Raw genomic sequence first — 20,508 nt, forward strand, 5'->3', positions numbered from 1 at the left:
AAACGGGCAGCATTCCTATTATGTAGAAATACGAGGTTTGAAAAATAAAAAGACTCCTTGGTATGATGTTTATGGATCCCAGTTGCTGGCCAGCGACAGATCCAAAAACTTAACCAAGGAGACTACACCATGCATTCTACTCAAAATGAACGAATTAATCAAATCACTTCTTTTACCTTAATTGTCGGAAGTCGACATCGCAAAATTCAAACATGTGGCGAGGGCCCAAGACAACCGCGGAGTCGAGTTCGGAAAGTCCATTACGTTTGAAAACAATCGAGAGGGCTTTGAATTGTTTGTGAGCTGGTTCCAGAAGATTTCAACAGAGCATGGCTTTCAGGAGGTCATCGTTGGCATGGAGCCGACCGGTCACTACTGGCTGAACCTAGCTCATTTTCTACGAGATAAACAAGTTACGTACGGTGTAGTTAATCCACTTCACGTGAAGAAAAGCAAAGAACTAGATGACAATTCTCCAACGAAGAATGACATCAAGGACGCCAAAGTCATTGCACAGCTGGTCAAAGACGGGAGATACGCCATACCAAGCCTTCCGCAGGGCATTTATGCAGAATTGCGGGAAGCGATGAAAATTCGCGAACACCTGACGACTGACCAATGTGTTGTGAAAGCACGTGTCCATAACTGGCTAGATCGCTATTTTCCAGAGTTTCTGACGGTGTTTAAGGATTGGGAGTGCAAGTCTGCCATCCAGATGCTGAGCCTTTATTTATTGCCTCACGAGTTGTTCACGTCTCGGATGAAACCTTACTTCAGCACCTGAGAGAAGCTGCAAAGCGGGGGCTTGGTCTAGGTCGGATTAAGAATCTAAAGGAGGCAGCGAGCCGCTCTGTAGGTATACGAAGTGGTTCGGAGTTAGCTAAGTTGGAGCTGAAGTTACTGCTAACACAGTACGAATGGTTTCAGAGCAAGCTTGAAGAATTGGAGTCTAATTTGGATAAACTGCTTGTACAGATTCCACATGTACAGCAATTGTTAGCCATAAAAGGGATTGGTAGGGACACCATCGCAGGATTTCTTGCAGAGGTAGGCGACATAAGTCAGTACCGTCATCCAAAGCAGATTATGAAACTTGCAGGATTGAATTTGAAAACAAATTCCTCAGGAAAACACATCGGACAAACCAAGATAACCAAGAGAGGCAGGAAACGCCTTCGTGCCTTGCTTTTTAGAGTAATGATGCCGTTGGTTGCTAAAAATGCAGCCTTCCGAGCCTTACACGAGTATTACACGAAACGTCTTGTAAATCCATTGAAGAAGATGCAGTCTCTCATTGCGTTATGTAACAAGCTTATACGTATCTTTTTTGGCATATTGAAAAAGGGACATGAGTTCAGTGAAGAAAAGATGATCCAGGATATTCCTCGATTTACAGAGTTACCGCAAGCAGCTTAATGAACGATTTTAGTGATAAATGACCGAAGTAAAGCAAGATAACAAGAAGCATGGATGAGTCAGAACGACGTTAACATACGGACGAAGATCCTGTCGGGCAGCATATCTGACCTCCACCTCATGGACAAGTTGAATGAAGGAATGTGGGAGCATAGACTCTGTGAGATATGGGAGGGTTCACCACCATGAGCTGGTGTGGAGATCCAAAGGTGCAACCATACTTTACCGAATTTAACACTTTTTAAAATGAGTGGTTTTAGGTGGAGACTTTTTGCGCCTTCAATAGCCCCATAAATTTCTTAATCTACAAATTCCAATGGAATGTTATCTATTTAACAGAACAACCGGTCAAAATCCTAAGAAAACGTGAGCATTTAAGAGAAAAGCGATTCTCCATAGAGGGAGGATAGTGAGAAAGAAGTTACGAAGGAAAATAAAATTCAAATTGAGAACAAGCAGGAGGCAAACAGAGAAATATTATCCTTTAGAATTCAAATTTCACACCGGTCATTTCTTCGCTCAATTTCCATAAACGTTTCGCCTGTTTTGCCGCCGCAAAGAAGTTACTGTCCATTTTTTTGTGAAAAAAAGATGGAGGTGAAGGAGGTAGTGGCCTCGTATTTTCATGTATTCTGTCCTAAGGGAGTGAACAGTAAATACCGTCTTATCGTATTTGATGATACTAAGGAGGCGTTTATTCCACTAACAGAGTATTACCATGACCAAGTCAACAGAATTAGTGAGAGCTCAGCCTATCAGGACAAAGATATCACAATGTATATTAATAGCCCAGGTGGTTCCATTACAGCTGTAAGGATTAGTAATCCACTATCAATCTGGAATTAAAGTGTGAAATAAAAAGTGTTGAATTTTTGTGAATTATATTTTATACTGTTTCCAAGACGAGCTAAACGTTTCGTTGGATAAGAACAGAACGAACAAATTTTGAGTTTGGGATAATTTAATTGGGAAAATGAGACTAGATATACCTTAACTTATTCGAAATAATGGTATTTTCACGATTAACGCAAGCGTTTTCATGACCTAATGAATCAAAATTGCATTCGCAAATAGACTTTATTATTAACATGCGGTAATTATTTAGCTGTTAGCGAAACGTTTAGCTAAACGTTTCGCGTTAAAAATGGAGGAGCAGAAATGGTAACAATGAAAGATATCTCCAAAGTTGCAAGGGTTTCCATTGCAACAGTATCAGCGGTCATTAACAAATCTGCTTACGTCAGTCCAGAGCTTGCAGAAAGGGTAAATACAGCGATTGAGGAATTGAATTATAGGCCGAATGCAATAGCAAGGAGTTTGAAAATGAACAGTACCCTTACTGTTGGGGTAATCATTACTGATATTTCAAACCCTTATTACGCGGCAATGATCAAAGGTATGGATGATGCAGCGATGAAAAAGAACTTTAGTCTAATTCTTTGTATTACTTCCAATGACCATGATCGCTTTAACAATTATTTAAAAGTTTTAATGGAAAAACGGGTGGATGGTCTTCTACTGACAAGTATTTCGCATCAAGATGATTTACAACGAGTAGAGAGAACGGGGATTAAGTATGTACTTGTTAATCGAAAACCTCCTGCTTATGACCGAAATTTTGTGGGTGTTAATAACCCGCTTACATCGGAACTCTCCGTAAAGCATTTGGTTTCACAGGGTAAAAAAAGAATTGCCTATTTTGCCGGTGATCTGCAAATTTCCACGGCAAGGGAAAGATGGGAAGGATTTATTAGTGGCATGCGGCAAAATGGACTCCAGATTGATGACTCCCTTATGTTTCAAGGAAGCTATTCCCAGGAATCTGGCTATACCAATGTAAAGAAAATGCTTAGTGAAGTGAAGGTGCTTCCGGATGCCATTTGCGCTGCGAGTGACCTAGTTGCCTTTGGTGCCATTAAGGCTTTAAGGGAATCCGGGATTCGTGTACCTGACGATATAGCTGTAATTGGAAATGATAACAATTCATTTTCGGAAAATTTTATTGTACCCTTGTCCACGATCGATCATCCTACTTATGAAATGGGGAAAATCTCCATGGAGTTTATGTTACAAATGATCGAGGGAAAGGATGAAGGCCAAAACAGGCAAATTATATTAACCCCATCATTGGTTGTTCGTGAAAGCAGTGGCAGTTCAATATGATATTTGCTGTTCTGCAGAAAACATAAATAAATATTTTTGGAGGAGAAAAGGATGAGAGTTGTAGAGGTTGTTATTGTAGGCGCGGCTCGAACAGCGATAGGAACTTTTGGGGGCGCATTAAAAGATATTCATGCTGCTGATTTAGGGGCAGTTGCTATTAGAGAGGCATTAAAGCGCGCTAAGGTTGCTCCTGAAAGTGTTGAAGATGTCATCGTTGGTTGTGTTGGTCAAGTTGCTGAAAGCGCATTTATTGCGAGAATGTGCGCGCTTCGTGCCGGACTTCCTACCCATAGTAACGCATACAGCGTAAATCGTTTATGTGGATCAGGATTACAAGCGATTAATAATGCTGCACAGGCAATCCGTTCTGGAGAAGCGGAAATTATTGTAGCCGCCGGAACAGAAAATATGGATCTCCTTCCTTACTATGTGCGAAAAGCAAGGTATGGATACAAGTTTGGTCACTCTCAGTTAGAAGACGGATTAGTAACCGCGCTTACGGATCCATTTGGAAATTATGCGATGGGTATTACTGCAGAGATCGTAAGTAAGCGCTTTAATGTTTCCCGTGAGGAACAAGACCAGTTCGCGTTTGAAAGTCAGATCAAAGCCATAGCCGCTATAGATTCCGGTAAGTTCAAAGGTGAAATCGTTCCCGTAGAAATTCCGCAGCTCCGTAGCGAAGCCATTATATTTGATACAGATGAGCATCCGCGAAAAACCACGCTGGAGAAGCTAGCAGCGCTCAAGCCTGCTTTCCAAGATGGCGGTACGGTTACTGCGGGAAATTCCTCTGGAATAAACGATGCAGCTGCAGCTGTTGTAATGATGAGTGCCAGAAAAGCTAAGGAATTGGGATTAATACCGCTAGCTTATGTGCGTGAACAAGCAGTAGCCGGTGTTGAGCCAGAGATAATGGGTTTTGCACCATCACCAGCAGTTAAAAAAGTATTGCAAAAATCGGGTTTGACGTTAAATGATATCGATTTGTTAGAGTTAAATGAAGCCTTCGCCTCACAATCTGTTGCCGTTATTAAGGATCTGGGTATCGATCCGCTTAAAGTAAATGTAAACGGAGGCGCTATTGCACTTGGACACCCGATTGGGGCTACAGGTTGTATCCTTACGGTTAAGATACTGGCGGAAATGGAAAGACGTACTTCCAAATATGGAATTGTATCGATGTGTATTGGCGGTGGGCAAGGAATCGCCACCCTATTTGAAAGAGCTTAATCTTGTTAAAAAAACCATGAGGAGTGAATGAACATGATCAGTTTAAACGGAAAGTCAGCAATTGTAACAGGTTCTGGCAGAGGAATAGGAAAAGCAATCGCAATCAAACTTGCTGAACTTGGAGCCGCTGTAACCATATGTGACATTAGTGAAGAAATCGCTTCGGCTACCGTGAATGAATTGCGTGAAAGAGGATTGGATGTAGACTATTTTGTAATCAATGTCGCTGATACGGAGGCGGCACGCAACTTAATTGAAACAACCGTTGAAAAGCGCGGTAAGCTTGATATTCTGGTCAATAACGCCGGAATTAATCGGGATGGGATGCTTCACAAAATGGAGCGTAATCAGTGGGATGATGTCATATCCGTAAATCTCACGGGTACATACAACACCATGCAACCTGCCAGTATTAAGATGAGAGAGCAAACATTCGGTCGCATTATTAATATCTCCTCCGCAAGCTGGTTGGGGAATGTAGGGCAGGCGAACTATGCTGCATCCAAAGCAGGTGTAGTCGGTTTGACAAAGACTGCAGCCCGTGAACTAGCCAGATATAATGTAACAGTTAATGCAATCTGTCCTGGTTTTATCGATACCGATATGACTCGCGGCGTACCCGAAAAAGTATGGGATCTGATGATTTCCAAAATCCCGATGGGACGTGCTGGGGATCCTGAGGATGTTGCTAATTTGATCGCCTTCTTAGCATCGGATACGGCTTCCTATATTACCGGTGAAGTTATCAATATCGGAGGTGGCATGGTGCTTTGATACGCAAGGTGAAAATCACAACCGCAGCAGAAGTGGCGGCTAGCATCCCAAATAACAGTACAATTCTCTCCACAGGGTTTAGCATGGTTGGTGTGGCCGAGGAAATTTACCAAAAAATTGAAGAGTGCTTTTTGGAAACAGGGACGCCAAGAGATTTGACCTTCATCCATTCAGCCGGACAAAGTGATACTCGACGCGGTATGGAACATTTTGCACATGTACCTTTGTTAAAGCGAATCATCGGAACCCATTGGGGATTATCTCCTAAAATTGAGGAATTAATTAAACAAAATAAAGTGGAGGCGTTCTGCCTTCCAATGGGTCAGATCCTCTCAATGTACAAAGCGGCAGCCTCCGGGAAGCCAGGGGTTCTCTCGGAAATTGGACTTTCAACCTTTATCGATCCCCGGTTAGAAGGGGGGAAGATGAACCAAAAGGCCATCGATAGCGGCTTTGAAGTGGTTCAATATCATCCATTCAACGACAAAGATTATCTCTTTTATCCAAGCCTAACTTTTGATCTGTATCTAGGCCGGGGAACCACCGCAGATGAATACGGGAATATCACCATGGAAGATGAATGTGCCAAATTAGAGGTGATGTCCGCAGTTCAAGCGGTTAAAGCAAGCGGAGGCAGAGTGATTTTTCAAGTCAAGAAGATCGTGCAAGGCAATACGTTGAAGCCTAAGGAGGTCGTGATTCCGCGGATCTTTGTGGATGAAGTCGTACTTTGTGAAAATCCAACAGAGAATCATCGCATGACCTCGTTGGCCTATTATGATCCCCATCTTTTAGGGGAAATAGAGGAGCCCCTAAGCATTAACCGGGAAATTAAGGGCCTTGATATGAAAAAGCTAATTGGCAGAAGGGCAGTAATGGAAGTGAAATTAGGGGACACTGTTAACCTGGGCGTGGGTATTCCTGGAGATTCCGTTGGTTCCATTATTGGTGAGGAAAGAATGGATGGTCAGGTTTCGCTATCAGTTGAGGTAGGCACCATTGGCGGAATTGCCATCGGAGGCGGAGATTTTGGCGTCACTAAAAATCCCGAAGCAATCATTGATAATTCATACAAATTTGACTATTATAACGGCTGTGGCGTGGATGTCACCTTTATGGGGGCCGCTGAGATCGATAGTGAAGGGAATGTCAATGTAAGTAAGTTTGGGCACCGTTCCCCGGGCTGCGGCGGGTTTATCGATATCACCCAATCTGCGAAAAAAGTAGTATTCTGCTCTACCTTTACATCTGGAGGACTAGCCATAGAAATTGAAAATGGGAAAATTTTGATCAAAAAAGAGGGTAAGTTTAAAAAATTCGTCAACAAGGTTCAACAGATTACTTTTAACGGAAAGTTTGCGGCAGCTAGTCAACAACCGGTGCTTATTATAACGGAAAGAGCTGTGTTGCAATTAACTCCTAGGGGAATGGAATTAATAGAAATCGCTCCGGGTATCGATTTAACAAAAGACGTCCTCGAGCAGATGGATTTTGTTCCGCTCATTTCTCCAAACCTCAAGCTGATGGATGAACGTGTTTATTATTTGGGTCTTATGCATCTTGCAACCCAATTTAATAGAAATGAATAACAACAAGATTCAATGGGAGGGTTTTAAATGAAAAGATGGTTAAAGAGTTTCACGACAGTTGCGCTTTCTGGTGTGCTAGCAGTGAGCTTAGCAGCATGCGGCGGCGGGGATAACGGTTCAGCAAAACAAGGGGCTTCTTCTGGTGCGGAAAAGGCGAAAGTTGATGATGTGGTTGTAGGTGTGCTTTATCCTACGTCAGCAAGCTTGGCCCGTCTAGGTGGCGCTGCATTGAAAGCGGTTGAATTGGCAGCTGAAGACATTAATGCTGCGGGAGGGATTAAGTCTCTTGGTGGCGCTAAGATCAAATTGGAGACGGTAGATCCAAGTGACAAACCGGAAACAGCTAAATCGGCAACAGAGCGCCTGATCCAGAATAAGAAGGTATCCGTGATTACCGGTGACTACTCCAGTTCATTGTCTATTGTTACTTCTGAGGTGGCGGAGCGCGCTAAAATTCCGTTTGTAACCGCTTCAATTTCCGACAGCTTGACCTCTCGTGGAATGAAATACTTGTTCCAGGTATCTCCAAAAGGATCCATGTTTGGAAATACACAAGTAGCGTTTTCAAAGAAATATCTTGTGGATCAGCTTGGTAAGAAACCTAAAGTGGCCATTGTATTCGAGGAAACCAGTTATGGAACCTCGACTTCCCAAGGATTATCCAAAACAGCCAAAGAGTTAGGGCTCGACATTGTACTTTCCGAGCCGTATCAAGCAAACTTTGCGGATGCTTCTCCGCTTGTAAACAAAATCAAGGCTTCTGGAGCAGAAATATTGTTCCCCGTGTCTTACTTGCAGGATGCCATTCTAATTCAAAAAACAATTAAACAATATGGCGTAAATATTACAACCGTGGGTGGTGGAGCCGGATACTTGATGCCTGAATTCTACAAAGAATTAGGTAAAGATGCTGAAGGAGTTTTGTCCGTAGCTTCTTGGAACCTTGACGTGAACAAAAAAGGTATTGAAGATGTGGCGAAACGCTACAAGGAAAAGAACGGTGAGTTTATCACGGAACACTCCGGCGAAGCTTACTCGGCTATGTGGGTCATAGCTCATGCAATTGAAAAAGCAGCCTCTGCTGACCCGCAAAAAATTCGTGACGCATTAGCTTCTTTACAACTAAAAGAAGGTGATAAAGGCAACATTATGCCAGGCGGCAATATGGAATTTGATCAAACAGGATGGAACAAGAACGTACATCCGGTTATGATTCAATGGCAAGATGGCATCCCGAAAACAGTTTTTCCTAATGAAGATGCAAAAGCATCATTTAAATAAATAATCAGGATGGGAGTGGGTAACACACTCCCGATTTACATAGAAGAACTTATAGGTGGTGAAATGATGGATTTATTAATGCAAGTGCTAATTAACGGACTTTTAATCGGTGGAATTTATGCTTTGATTAGTATTGGTTTAACCTTATTATTTGGGGTTGTTGATATTGTAAACTTCGCCCATGGTGAATTTGTCATGATGGGAATGTACGCTTCTTATTGGACCTGGGTGTTAAGTGGTATGGATCCGCTTTTAACCTTATTTATATCCGTTCCCACGATGTTTCTAGTGGGGATGATCATTCAGAAATATTTGTTTAGCCATATTATGAAGGCGCCTCCGCTTACGCAAATATTTTTGACCGTAGGGTTGCAGTTGGTTTTGCAAAATGGAGCTTTAATGGTGTTCGGTTCCACGACTCGCTCCATTAATTTTATCTGGAGAGAAAAAATTATTAAGCTTGGAGAGTTAGTGGTCCCGTTAAATATGCTGGTTGGTTTTGTGCTTTCGATTCTCTTGGCCGCTTTATTATTCCTTTTCCTTTCCAAAACGGATTTAGGTAAAGCGATGAAGGCAGCGAAATTGGACCGTGAAACAGCTATGCTTATGGGGATCAATACCAACCGGATTTTTCTAATTGCTGCTGGTATTACTGCAGCTCTCACGGGAGCAGCCGGTACCGCTATCGGTACATTCCAATATGTACAGCCACTCGCTGGGGCACACTTTGGGCTAATGGCTTACATTGTTGTCATTCTGGGCGGACTTGGGAATTTAAAAGGTGCTCTTATTGGCGGTCTCATCCTGGGTGTCGCAGAATCTTTTGGTATTCAATATATTAGCGCGAACTCCGGACTTCTTGCGGCATTTATCCTTTTCTTGATCGTTTTGATGATCAAGCCTAGTGGACTATTTTCTTCAAAGGGAGCGACATAATATGAGCGTTCAAACCAAACATATAAATGATGTGATGACAGACAAACCGAGCAGTCCAGTAAAATTGGCTGACGCAACTGGTTCTAAAACTTTTTCTTATACACAGCCTAAGGTGTATGTACCTATCATCGGGTTGATTTTATTCGCTTTGGCTCCACTGACCGTTAACGAGTACTATCAAAATATTCTCAACATGATTTTATTGTTTTCAATTGCAGGGGTTTCGTGGAATATATTCGGCGGATATGCAAGACAAGTTTCCCTCGGGCATGCGCTTTTCTTCGGGATTGGTGCCTATACCTCAACGCTTTTACTGGTCAAGCTGAATGTAAGTCCCTGGATCGGTATGATTGTCGGCGGGATCTTTTCCGTCATTGTTGGATATGTGATGGGGATGAGCTTGATGCGATTAAGAGGGCATTACTTTGCGATTGCAACGATTGTGTTCTCCCAGGTCGCTCTATTATTAGTCACCAAATTTCGTGGATTTACCGGCGGGGCAGAAGGTATCTCTGTTCCTTACATGGAATCATTCCTGATGCTTCAGTTCTCTAACAAATTGCCTTATTTCTATATTTTTCTGGCCTTCTTGGTAGCTATGCTTTTCCTTGTGAAAAAAATTGAACATTCTCGTCTCGGATATTACATGATTGCCATGGGACAGGATGATCAAGCAGCTACGGCCGTAGGTGTAAATATTCCGCGTGTGAAGCATATTGCATTGGCGATTAGCGCGTTTACGATGTCGCTTGTCGGCACATTGTATGCACAATATATGTATTTTATTGAACCTAAATCAGTATTTGATATTCCGATGTCGGTCGAATTTGCCATGGTCTCGATCATTGGCGGACTGGGCACAGTGTTTGGCCCGGTGATCGGTGCCATCGTCATGAAGCCGTTCATTGAGATTGCGATAACGATAACCGACTGGCTTGGTTTTGGCTCCATTCAAGGGATCAATTATTTTCTGTATGGCATTATTTTGATTGTCGTGGTTATTGTGTTACCCAATGGCTTAATTAGACCGCTCACTAGACTATACAACAAGCTTCTTGCTATCCTCCCTAGTGGAAAATCAACGAAAGGAGACAATTAAAGATGAGTCAACCCATTTTAGAGGTGAAAAATATATCCAAGCGATTCCGCGGCCTCCTTGCCGTTAATGATTTGAGCTTTCATGTGAACAAAGGTGAGATTTTAGGTGTCATCGGACCTAACGGTGCCGGTAAATCGACCACATTCAACCTGATCACCGGGGTATATACTTCAGATACTGGTGAAGTGAAACTTAATGGCCAGAATATTACCGGATTATCTCCAAACGTAATTTGTAAAAAAGGGCTCAGTCGTACTTTTCAAGTAACACGTCCCTTTGGAGATATGAGCGTGCTGCAGAATGTGATGGTAGGTGCGTTTTTGAACACGTCCAATATGCTTCGTGCAGAGCAGGAAGCTATGGAGATGGTTGAATTTGTAGGCTTAGGCGATAAAGTGCACTCTGTGGCGAGAACCCTCTCTATCATTGATCAACGGAGGCTGGAATTCGCTAGAAGCCTAGCCACAAAGCCAACTTTATTGCTGCTGGACGAAGCTTTGGCCGGACTAAATTCCATTGAGGTGGAAGAAGCGATTAAATTGATCTGGAAAGTAAAAGAGGCAGGGGTCACGCTCGTGGTTATAGAGCACGTCATGAAAGTAATCAACACCATCTCCGACAGAGTAGTAGTCTTAAACTTTGGCTCTATGCTGGCACAAGGGGTTCCGAAAGAGGTTATGAACAATCCTGCCGTGATCGAGGCGTATTTGGGGAAGGGGTTCACACAACATGCTTAAAGTGGAAAATCTACATGTTTCTTACGGAGCGATAAAAGCTCTTCAAGGAATTTCATTGGAGGTTAAACTTGGTGAATGTGTAGCCATTGTTGGCAGCAACGGTGCAGGGAAGACAACACTGCTCAAAACGATTAGCGGCTTGTTAGCCCCACTTCAGGGCAGCGTTGAACTTGATGGGGCCAATTTGATTGGCCAAAATGCGTATGATATCGCTAAGATGGCCGTAGCCCATGTACCCGAAGGACGCAGAGTATTTACCGAAATGTCGGTTTTGGATAATTTAATCTTGGGTTCCTATGTGAAAGTAGCTAAAGACCATCGCAAAGAAAGCTTGGATTATGTGTTAAGCTTATTCCCGCGCTTAGCAGAGCGAAAAAACCAGTTGGCAGGTACGATGTCTGGCGGGGAACAGCAAATGTTGGCCGTTGCTCGCGGATTAATGTTACGACCCAAATTGCTTATATTAGACGAGCCCTCATCCGGTCTAGCGCCTATTATCGTGGAACAAATGTATGAAAAGCTTGGTGAAATTCATAAAACTTCCGATATGGCCATGTTGATCGTTGAACAAAACGTACCTATCGCATTATCTATAGCCGATAGAGGGTATGTATTAGAAAACGGAGTTATTAATATATTCGGTACAAGCAAAGAGTTAATGGTAGATCCAGAAGTGAAAGCGGCATACCTTGGGTTTCATTAATGGCATGAAGGGTGAGAATTATCTTATGGTAGGAATTTATTTTGACGAATACGAAGAAGGGCAAACCTTTCGTACTCCCACACGCACCATTACGGAAACGGATGTTGTTTATTTTTCCGCCATGTCGGGCGATATGAATGAACTGCATACAAGTGAAGAGTTTGCGAAGAATAGTCTGTTTGGTAAACGGTTAGCCCAAGGATTGTTAGGCTTGTCTATCTCACATGGCCTAATTTTTCGCTTAGGATTGTTCGAAGGCACAGGAATTGCCTTGCTGAATGTTGATAAATGGAAATTTACGACTCCGATATTTTTTGGAGATACCGTTCATGGGGTTGTTACTGTACAGGAAAAGATCGAAAGCAAGAGCAAGCCGGATCGGGGAATCATTCATTTTTATGTGCAATTGGTTAATCAAGAGGGTACCGTCACACAAGAAGGTATTCAAACGGTTATGGTAAGAAGAAAATCGTAAACATTAGGGGTGAGACGATGAGTAAAGTGGTAAAAGCAAAGGAAGTTCTGCCTTATTTAAAAGAAGGCGCAACGTTGGCTACAGTTGGCTTTACTTTGATGGGGGCCTGCGGAACAATTTTAAATGAGATTGAGCGTAGTTTTCTGGAAACAGGGTACCCCAATAATTTAACACTGCTCCACGGTGCGGGTCAAAGCGACAGGGTAAATGGTATACAACGTTTGGCACATCCGGGGCTGATCAAGCGAATTATTGGAGCCCACTGGGGACTTGCTCCCAAATGGGGAGAACTCATTCACAACAACAAAGTGGAAGCTTATTGCCTTCCTCAAGGGCAGCTTGTGCATCTTTTTCGCGCCATGGCGTCAGGGAAACCGGGTAACTTTTCCAAGGTGGGCCTAGGCACGTTTATTGATCCGCGTGTAGAGGGTGGAAAGATTAATGAGCGTTCTAGACAAAGTGAGGATATTGTAGAAGTTCTTCAGCTTCAATGCGAGGAATATCTTTTTTATAAAAGTCATCCGATCGATGTGGCGATCATCCGGGGGACAACGGCAGATGAAAAGGGAAACGTAACGATGGAGGAAGAGGCTATTAAATATGAGGCCATCTCTATTGCTCAAGCCGCAAAGGCAAATGGCGGGAAAGTGTTTGTTCAAGTAAAATATTTAACAAAAAATGATAATTTACATCCGAAACAAATTGTAATTCCAGGTATATATGTGGATGGGATCATCGTAGCAGAAAATGCAATTGAAGAGCATCGTCAGTCTTCTTCTTTTTTCTTCGAACCCGTTTTTGCGGGGGATGTAAGGGTACCTGAATCTACGAGTAAGCCTTTGCCGCTTAGTGTTCGCAAGATCATTGGCCGCCGTGCGATAATGGAACTATTTCCAGATGCTGTCGTGAATCTGGGAACAGGCATCCCAGGAGATATGGTTGGACCAATCACCAATGAAGAGGGAATCAATAAAGCGATCACGCTGACCGTAGAGTCCGGAGTCATTGGCGGTATTCCTGAGGGAGGCATCGATTTTGGGATTACCAAAAATGCCGAAGCAATTATTGAACATGGCTATCAGTTCGATTACTATAACGGCAGCGGCGTCGATGTGACATTTATGGGGCTTGCCGAGGCAGATGGTGAAGGCAATGTCAACGTGAGTAAATTCGGCACGAAAACGGTAGGCTGCGGTGGGTTTATCGATATCACTCAGCCAGCGAAAAAAGTAGTTTACTGCGCAACCTTCACGGCCGGAGGGCTTGAAGTGGCGATCGAAAACGGCAAACTGCGGATTGTTACGGAAGGAAAAGCAAAAAAGTTTTTAAATCAGGTGAACCAGATTACATTCAGCGGCCGCTATGCGCGGCAAAAGGGACAGCCCGTGATCTTTGTCACCGAAAGGGCCGTTTTTGAACTGAAGAAGGAAGGTCTGGTCTTAACCGAAATTGCACCGGGAATTGACTTGGAAAAAGAAATTTTGAGCTTGATGGAATTCAAACCGATTATATCTAGTGAATTGAAAATGATGGATTTACGGATATTTAAGGATAGTCCGATGGGTTTTTCCAATGAATTTTTTGCAAGCACATCGATTTTAAGCAATTAAAGGGGACCATTACTGTGAAGATAAGTAAAGTAGGAGTTGTTGGTGCAGGACTAATGGGTTCGGGAATAGCACAAGTGATTGCAGAAGCGGACTATGACGTCATCTGGGTGGACATTTCCAATGAACAGCTGCAAAAAGGTTTAACCAATATCAAGCGGCTGCTACAGCGTAAGGTAGAAAAAGGAAAAAGCACAACTGTAAAGGCAGAAGCTGCCCTTAATAGGTTGACGACTGCCACCGACATGAGTGTTTTGGTTGGAGTTGACCTTGTAATTGAGGCCGTCCCGGAAAATTTAGAGCTAAAGAAAAAGATTTTTAAGCAACTGGATGAAGTCGTACGTCCTGGTACGATATTGGCATCTAACACCTCAGGGCTCTCTGTATCTGCACTAGGCTCAGTCACACGCTGTCCCGAGCATGTGATAGGCGCCCACTTCTTCTACCCTGCGCCGATGATGGAGTTGCTCGAAGTGACCCCGGGATTGCTTACTTCTAATGAGGTATTTCACACAATGATGGCATTTGCTAAAAGCATAGGAAAGATATCGGTAGAGTGTAAGGATTACCCTGGGTTTATCGTCAACCGCATCCTCGTACCCATGATGAATGAAGCGATTTATTTGGTTATGGAAGGGGTTAAGCCTGACGATATCGATACCGCCATGAAAATGGGTGCGAATCATCCGATGGGCCCAATTACTTTAGCTGATTTTGTTGGTCTTGATACACTTTTAGCCACCATGCAAGGACTTTATGAGGGCTTTAACGACTCTAAGTATCGACCATGTCCACTGCTGGTGAAGATGGTCGAGGCGGGTACTGTAGGACGTAAAACAGGGCGGGGTTTTTACTGCTACAACGAAAAGGGCGAAAGAGTCTGATTTACAGGAACCTTTCACCCTCAAGGAGATAATAATTGAAATATTTAATAGCACCGGATTCATACAAAGGTAGTCTTTCCGCTTTGCAAGTGACCAAAGCCATGGAACGAGGGATTAAGCGTGTCGATCAGTCAGCCGAGGTCAGGCTTTTGCCTATGGCCGATGGGGGAGAAGGCACGGTAGAAGCTCTAATTGAGGTAATGAAGGGTCAAATCATACCAGAAAGCGTCATCGGGCCGCTTGGAAAGCCGGTGCCGTCGTTTTATGGTTTCATTCCCGAGCACAAAACGGCAATCATCGAAATGGCTGCGGCTTCGGGTCTAACATTGGTTCCCAAAGAGGAACTAAATCCGCTTATTACGACTTCATATGGTACGGGCCAACTTATCAAATCTGCGCTCGATCGGGGCTGCAATCGTATTATTATTGGAATTGGAGGTAGTGCGACTAATGACGGCGGAGTTGGAATGGCTCAGGCATTGGGCTATTGTTTTCTGGATCAACAAGGTAAAGAACTTCCTTTCGGAGGCGACGCTTTAACTCAATTAATGAAAATCGATATTTCCGGCCGGGATCCACGAATAGATGAGGCCGAAATTATTGTCGCTTGTGACGTAGTCACCCTATTATGTGGTGAAAAAGGAGCCTCGGCCGTTTTTGGTCCCCAAAAAGGGGCATCACCGGAAATGATCGCGCATTTGGATCAAGGATTGGAACATATGGCACATCAAGTGAAAGAAACGTTAGGGATCTCGCTTTTAGATGTTGCAGGAGGCGGGGCTGCTGGTGGATTAGGGGCAGGTCTTGTGGCTTTCGCTGGAGCCAAGCTGTTAAGCGGTATCGAGATGATTATGGAGCTCTGTTCATTTGATCGTCTAGCTGAAGATGTGGATCTCGTCATTACGGGCGAAGGAAATACTGATTTCCAAACGGCCATGGGTAAGACACCGGTAGGAGTAGCTAAGCGTGCCAAGCAATTTCAACTTCCTGTAATTTGTTTATCTGGAGGTTTAGGGCAAGGCTACAAAGAAGTTTATAAGCACGGTATAGATGCTGTGTTTAGTATCATGCCTCGCCCTGCAAAGCTGGAAGAGGCATTTGAACATGGAGAACAGTGGATCGAGGATTCACTAGAAGCGATTATCCGTCTTTGGGTAGGTCAAATCCCTCTTCAGGCTCCTAATAAATAACAAATCCGCAGTCTGCGACTTTATTGAGCATCTATTGATCATTTGAACGAATGAAAAACGTATTTTTATCTCGTTCTACTGACCGTGTCCGTAATGCCGTCCCCGGGAATTCGGGCTTTATTTTCGAATCATCGTAAGGTGTGTTATTCATGTTTCTGCCAATCTTGGACTTGTTCGAGTAGTCATAACGGAGCTGTCTTGAACAGGACCCCTACTGAACTAAAGGGATATCATTAACAATCATATTGATTAAAAATCGGGATGACAGATTCTCTTACTAGATTAATTAATGCGTGTACGGTGAACGATTTTCGCTTTGCCATGCAAGAGCCGTTACAGTACTAAATTTGTTATTCCTAATGTAACGGTATTCAAATAAATGGATCATTGGCTAAATCAATAAGATCGATCAAGGATGTTTCGGAAGCTAAAGGATGTTCTTTCGGTAAGGCTATAACCATTGGTTCTCGTCTAATTACTTCAAAATTAATCGCGTCACTTTCAGAGGGTTCAGAAAGTATCCCTATTTGTATTGTCCCCTCTTGTAAGGCTTTGATTTGTTCTGCAGACGTTAACTGCTTTAAAACCACATGAATCGCAGGGTGTTGTTTTCTGTAATGCTTAATGATGGTTGGAAGAATATCATAAACTGCTGAAGCAATGAAACCAATAATGATTTCCCCAACCTCTCCACGGTTCACCTTTCTTACCGTTTCAATTGCTTCATCTAGACTCTTGAAAAGTTGATGAACTTTTTCTAAAAACACTTTTCCTTCTTCGGTTAGCTCTACATTCCTTTTCGTTCGATGAAAAAGTGGTACCCCTATTTCTTCTTCTAATTGGCGAATTTGAAGACTTAATGGTGGCTGTGCCATATTTAAACGAGCTGCAGCTTTGCTAAAATGTAATTCTTCAGCTACTGTTTTGAAATATTTCAAATGACGTAATTCCATCGTAATGATGATTTACGAGGTAAACAAACGAGGAGGATGTTAGCTATGAATTTATATGAATTTACTTTAAAAACGGCATTACCGGATCAAGCGATTGAACTGGATAAAATCCCTTGGGTCCCAACTTTCGATGGGGTATGGTTTAAACCGATTCGCTTTGACTTGGCTACGGGCACTTTTGCCCATCTTACGAAAATAACACCCAATAGCGCCGGTATAAAACGTCACAGACATACCGGTGGACAGGTGTTTGCCTATACATTGCAGGGACAGTGGAGGTATTTGGAACGAACGTGGGTTGCCAAGCCGGGTATGGTTGTGTACGAACCGCCAGGCGACATCCATACACTCGTGGTAGATGGGGAAGAGGAGATGATCACACTGTTCATCATCGGGGGGGTCATTGAATATATCGACGATGATGACAAATTGATTTTGCAAGATGACGTTTTTTACCGAATGAAAAAATATGCGGATTTCTGCTCGCAGAATAATATACCGATGGCAGATTTATGTTATTAACCGATTTTTTTTATAGAGAAAGCGGTACATTTGTAAACGGATGAAGCCAGTTAAACGTCCTTTTGTACAGCGTCATCTATCATCGGATTAAGGTGATACATGAAGCAGAGGTTACAATACTATAGAAGATTGGTGGAGTTGGAATGGATCGAGTAGCTCTCGTGACGGGATCAGGTCGTGGTATCGGTAGATGTATTGCGCTCAAGTTCGCTGCCCATGGTTATATCGTCATCTTAAATGATATAACGGCTGATAGTGTGGCACAGGTACATGAGGAAATCTTGAAAACTGGCGGGAGCTCGATTATTGCTGCCGCCAACGTAGCGGATCCCGGAGAGGTAGAGAACATGGTCGAACACATTGTTTCTCAACAGGGAAGGATCGACGTATTGGTCAATAATGCAGGCATTTCCCCCAAGCAAGATGGTATGAAGGTACCGATAGACCGCATGAGTGTCACTGAATGGCAACAAGTCGTGAATGTCAATCTGAACGGTGCCTTCTATTGTGCCCGATTTGTGCTGCCGCACATGAAAAAGCAACGATACGGAAGAATCATTAATATGTCATCCATCGCTGGACAAAAGTATATTGATGTATCGGGTGCTCATTACATCACGACGAAGACCGGAATAAATGGACTGACCCGGTCACTGGCCGGAGAGATGGGACAATTCGGGATAACCACAAATTCGTTGGCGCCCGGAAGAATTATTTCCGATATGATGCTGGCGGTTCCGGAAGAGATCAACTGGCAAATCTTGAACAGCATTCCTGTGCGCGAGTACGGAAAACCGGAAGATATAGCGGAAGCTGCGCTGTTCCTGGCTTCGGAGGACGCCGGTCACATTAATGGCGCCATACTGCCGATTGACGGCGGATGGACGGTGACTTAATTGTGAAGAGACAGACATGTTAATGAACCCGCCGAGAGAATTACTCCCCGCAAAGGGATTAATTCTCTTATTTTTCCTAAGAAACCTCCGAAGAAGCAGTATTATCCCATTCCCAATCTTCCCAATACATTTTATAAGTGCTAGATTTGAAATACTCGATAAGACCTCTTGTCATAAAAGAGGTAATGCAATAGTAATAGTTCCTGTAAGTAATGAATGCTATTTAGTTAACTTGGCTGACGAAATTATTCATTTGAAAGTGCAATAAAAGATAGTTTTATAAAGAAAAATGAATCTGCACAAAATCTGCAAAACGGAAAGCTGCAAATGCCAAAAGGAAAACTGGCTCTCTGCAGAAGAAGTGAGCAAGCTGATTCAAAATCGGGTTCATACGTATCTGAATGAATAATGACGTGCAATAGCGTGTGTAGCGCAATTTCACAAAAGGCTAGTGAGAGGAATGGTGATTCCTTCTCTTACTAGCTTTTTTACAATTAAAGCTTCTTCAATACCTCAAAAATGCGTAAATCGTTAATGGTTTGAATGACCCCTGCTGCATCAGGCATTTGAAATTTTTTCAAGATCGAATTGATCTGCTTCTTAGGCACGTTCAAGAAATACACGGAACAATTCGGATCAATAATAAAATTGAATGAATAGGTCAGGTAAATAGAAAAATCCTTCGTGTTGTGTTTTGATAGAGTTACCAAGTCAAACCAAAACAAACAGAAGGAAGTATGAAAATGATACCTGAATTCATCGACAGATGTAAAGAGATTTTAATAGAGAATACTGTTAAACTAACAGGCACCGATAAGCGAGTCACATTAGCGAAGATGGCCAAAGAAGTTGGACGTGGGGGTCGCACAATTGTTTCTAAGATTTTTAAAACTAGCAGAAACACAATCAATAAAGGATTTTTGGAACTAGAGAGCGGCATACCGATCAATGATAATTTTTCAGCAAGAGGGCGTCATTTAGCGGAGGAAAAACTTCCTAATCTACTCGAAGATTTGAAGTCAATTATTGATCCACAGAGTCAAACTGACCCTAGTTTTAAATCCGTTCGATTATTTACAAGACTTACGGTGAAGGAAATCAGAAAAAAACTAATTCAGGAAAAAAACTATACAGAGAAAGAATTACCGACCAATCAAACGTTAAACACCAAGGTTAATCAGCTTGGATATACGCTCAAAAAGGTACGTAAAGTGAAGCCAATGAAGAAAATCGAACAAACGGATGTCATATTCGAGAATCTAAATAGGGTACACGAAGCCTACGGAGATAAGGATAACGCTGTGCGAATATCCGTTGATACGAAGGATCGTGTGAAAATTGGCGATTTTTCAAGAGGCGGTTATAATCGAGCTTTAGTAAAGGCTGCAGATCATGATTTTTCTAACGAGTTCGTAACCCCTTTTGGAATATATGATGTAACGAAAGATGCAATCGACTTGTCTTTTACCAAATCGAAGGTAACCGCAGATTTTATGGTGGATGCAATTGAGAAATATTGGATGGAAAGTGATTATCATCTCACCAAAGACACTTTGATCCTAAACGCCGATAATGGCCCAGAAAACAGTAGTCGAAGAATACAGTTTTTGAAAAGAATTGTGGAATTTTCGGCGCGCTACAATGTAAAGATCATCCTGGCGTACTACCCGCCTTATCATAGCAAATACAACCCAATTGAACGAATATGGGGAAGACTAGAGCAACACTGGAATGGTGATTTACTCAGCAATCTGGACAGTGAAAAGTTCTTGTCGAAAAAACGTTGCATAGAAAAATAACCCAGTCAGGCGATCGTATGGTATCCTTAGGTTCCAACACGAAAGGATAAAATCGCTGAATGGGTTATAACAAGCAGTTTACCCCATTTCAAAGCAATCGACCATACCTATATGCTCAAATACTTGAATGAACTCCTACTTCCATTCCGTTCCTGTTTCTCCAGACAAGCCACATTCGAGTGGTTCGTCGTGCTCGTTGTCGGCTTCATGCTGCGCTCCGACCATCTAGGCGTGACTTCTGTGATTCGGGA

Annotated in this window: 18 protein-coding genes and 2 pseudogenes; 19 read left to right on the plus strand and 1 reads right to left on the minus strand. The window is 42.8% G+C overall.

What is annotated here, in order from left to right; genetic code table 11:
• The 16 genes and pseudogenes from G519_RS51755 to G519_RS0133700 form a co-directional block, all read left to right on the plus strand.
• A partial coding sequence (locus G519_RS51755; protein ID WP_208860926.1) for a hypothetical protein occupies positions 1-181 on the plus strand: 181 nt, incomplete at its 5' end.
• Positions 130-1,416: pseudogene (locus G519_RS45865) on the plus strand (IS110 family RNA-guided transposase). The gene G519_RS51755 and the pseudogene G519_RS45865, both read left to right, overlap by 52 nt.
• A 591-nt stretch (positions 1,417-2,007) precedes the next feature.
• Entirely contained in the window at positions 2,008-2,262 is a 255-nt protein-coding gene (locus tag G519_RS53790) for an ATP-dependent Clp protease proteolytic subunit (protein ID WP_127527992.1), read from the plus strand.
• 312 nt (positions 2,263-2,574) lie between these two features.
• The gene (locus tag G519_RS0133640; RefSeq protein WP_029198357.1) at positions 2,575-3,579 is read left to right on the plus strand and encodes a LacI family DNA-binding transcriptional regulator; all 1,005 of its coding nucleotides are present in this window, start codon (positions 2,575-2,577) and stop codon (positions 3,577-3,579) included.
• A gap of 51 nt (positions 3,580-3,630) precedes the next feature.
• Positions 3,631-4,812 (plus strand): thiolase family protein, encoded by a 1,182-nt coding sequence (locus G519_RS0133645; RefSeq protein ID WP_036634815.1) that lies wholly within the window; start codon positions 3,631-3,633, stop codon positions 4,810-4,812.
• 33 nt (positions 4,813-4,845) lie between these two features.
• Positions 4,846-5,586 (plus strand): 3-oxoacyl-ACP reductase FabG, encoded by a 741-nt coding sequence (gene fabG, locus G519_RS0133650; protein WP_029198359.1) that lies wholly within the window; start codon positions 4,846-4,848, stop codon positions 5,584-5,586.
• Positions 5,583-7,175 carry an acyl CoA:acetate/3-ketoacid CoA transferase gene (locus tag G519_RS45875; RefSeq protein WP_244280310.1) on the plus strand — a complete coding sequence of 531 codons (1,593 nt, stop codon included), beginning with the start codon at positions 5,583-5,585 and terminating at the stop codon, positions 7,173-7,175. Before fabG ends, G519_RS45875 begins: the two co-directional genes overlap by 4 nt.
• A 27-nt stretch (positions 7,176-7,202) precedes the next feature.
• A complete protein-coding gene (locus G519_RS45880; RefSeq protein ID WP_051253925.1) occupies positions 7,203-8,456 on the plus strand; it encodes an ABC transporter substrate-binding protein in 1,254 nt (417 codons plus the stop codon).
• Positions 8,457-8,519: 63 nt separating this feature from the next.
• Positions 8,520-9,392 (plus strand): branched-chain amino acid ABC transporter permease, encoded by an 873-nt coding sequence (locus G519_RS0133665; protein ID WP_051253926.1) that lies wholly within the window; start codon positions 8,520-8,522, stop codon positions 9,390-9,392.
• 1 nt (position 9,393) lies between these two features.
• The gene (locus tag G519_RS45885; RefSeq protein ID WP_051253927.1) at positions 9,394-10,491 is read left to right on the plus strand and encodes a branched-chain amino acid ABC transporter permease; all 1,098 of its coding nucleotides are present in this window, start codon (positions 9,394-9,396) and stop codon (positions 10,489-10,491) included.
• A gap of 2 nt (positions 10,492-10,493) precedes the next feature.
• Complete coding sequence (locus G519_RS0133675) at positions 10,494-11,228, plus strand: ABC transporter ATP-binding protein (protein WP_029198361.1); 735 nt, start codon at positions 10,494-10,496, stop codon at positions 11,226-11,228.
• Entirely contained in the window at positions 11,221-11,931 is a 711-nt protein-coding gene (locus G519_RS0133680) for an ABC transporter ATP-binding protein (protein WP_029198362.1), read from the plus strand. Before G519_RS0133675 ends, G519_RS0133680 begins: the two co-directional genes overlap by 8 nt.
• A 25-nt stretch (positions 11,932-11,956) precedes the next feature.
• Positions 11,957-12,406 carry a MaoC/PaaZ C-terminal domain-containing protein gene (locus tag G519_RS0133685; RefSeq protein ID WP_036634830.1) on the plus strand — a complete coding sequence of 150 codons (450 nt, stop codon included), beginning with the start codon at positions 11,957-11,959 and terminating at the stop codon, positions 12,404-12,406.
• A 17-nt stretch (positions 12,407-12,423) separates the two neighbouring features.
• On the plus strand, positions 12,424-14,016 hold the full coding sequence (locus tag G519_RS0133690; protein ID WP_036634816.1) for an acyl CoA:acetate/3-ketoacid CoA transferase: 1,593 nt from the start codon (positions 12,424-12,426) through the stop codon (positions 14,014-14,016).
• 14 nt (positions 14,017-14,030) lie between these two features.
• Positions 14,031-14,897 carry a 3-hydroxyacyl-CoA dehydrogenase family protein gene (locus G519_RS0133695; RefSeq protein ID WP_029198365.1) on the plus strand — a complete coding sequence of 289 codons (867 nt, stop codon included), beginning with the start codon at positions 14,031-14,033 and terminating at the stop codon, positions 14,895-14,897.
• Between the two features lie 35 nt (positions 14,898-14,932).
• Positions 14,933-16,087 carry a glycerate kinase family protein gene (locus tag G519_RS0133700; RefSeq protein ID WP_029198366.1) on the plus strand — a complete coding sequence of 385 codons (1,155 nt, stop codon included), beginning with the start codon at positions 14,933-14,935 and terminating at the stop codon, positions 16,085-16,087.
• Positions 16,088-16,458: 371 nt separating this feature from the next.
• On the opposite strand, the gene G519_RS45890 is transcribed toward G519_RS0133700, so the two are convergent.
• Positions 16,459-17,025 (minus strand): LysR family transcriptional regulator, encoded by a 567-nt coding sequence (locus tag G519_RS45890; protein WP_244280311.1) that lies wholly within the window; start codon positions 17,023-17,025, stop codon positions 16,459-16,461.
• 60 nt (positions 17,026-17,085) lie between these two features.
• Here G519_RS45890 and G519_RS0133710 point away from each other — a divergent pair, with 60 nt between their 5' ends.
• From G519_RS0133710 to G519_RS45895, 3 genes and pseudogenes are all read left to right on the plus strand, one after another.
• A complete protein-coding gene (locus G519_RS0133710) occupies positions 17,086-17,562 on the plus strand; it encodes a 2,4'-dihydroxyacetophenone dioxygenase family protein (RefSeq protein WP_029198367.1) in 477 nt (158 codons plus the stop codon).
• 143 nt (positions 17,563-17,705) lie between these two features.
• Positions 17,706-18,458: an SDR family NAD(P)-dependent oxidoreductase gene (locus G519_RS0133715; RefSeq protein WP_036634822.1), complete on the plus strand. Its 753-nt coding sequence runs from the start codon at positions 17,706-17,708 to the stop codon at positions 18,456-18,458.
• A gap of 743 nt (positions 18,459-19,201) precedes the next feature.
• Positions 19,202-20,218 (plus strand): annotated as a pseudogene (locus G519_RS45895) (ISAzo13 family transposase); the annotation flags it as partial.
• Positions 20,219-20,508: the final 290 nt, after the last annotated feature.

Origin of the sequence: Paenibacillus alginolyticus DSM 5050 = NBRC 15375 (assembly GCF_000422905.1) — a bacterium.
Classification (GTDB): domain Bacteria; phylum Bacillota; class Bacilli; order Paenibacillales; family NBRC-103111; genus Paenibacillus_E; species Paenibacillus_E alginolyticus.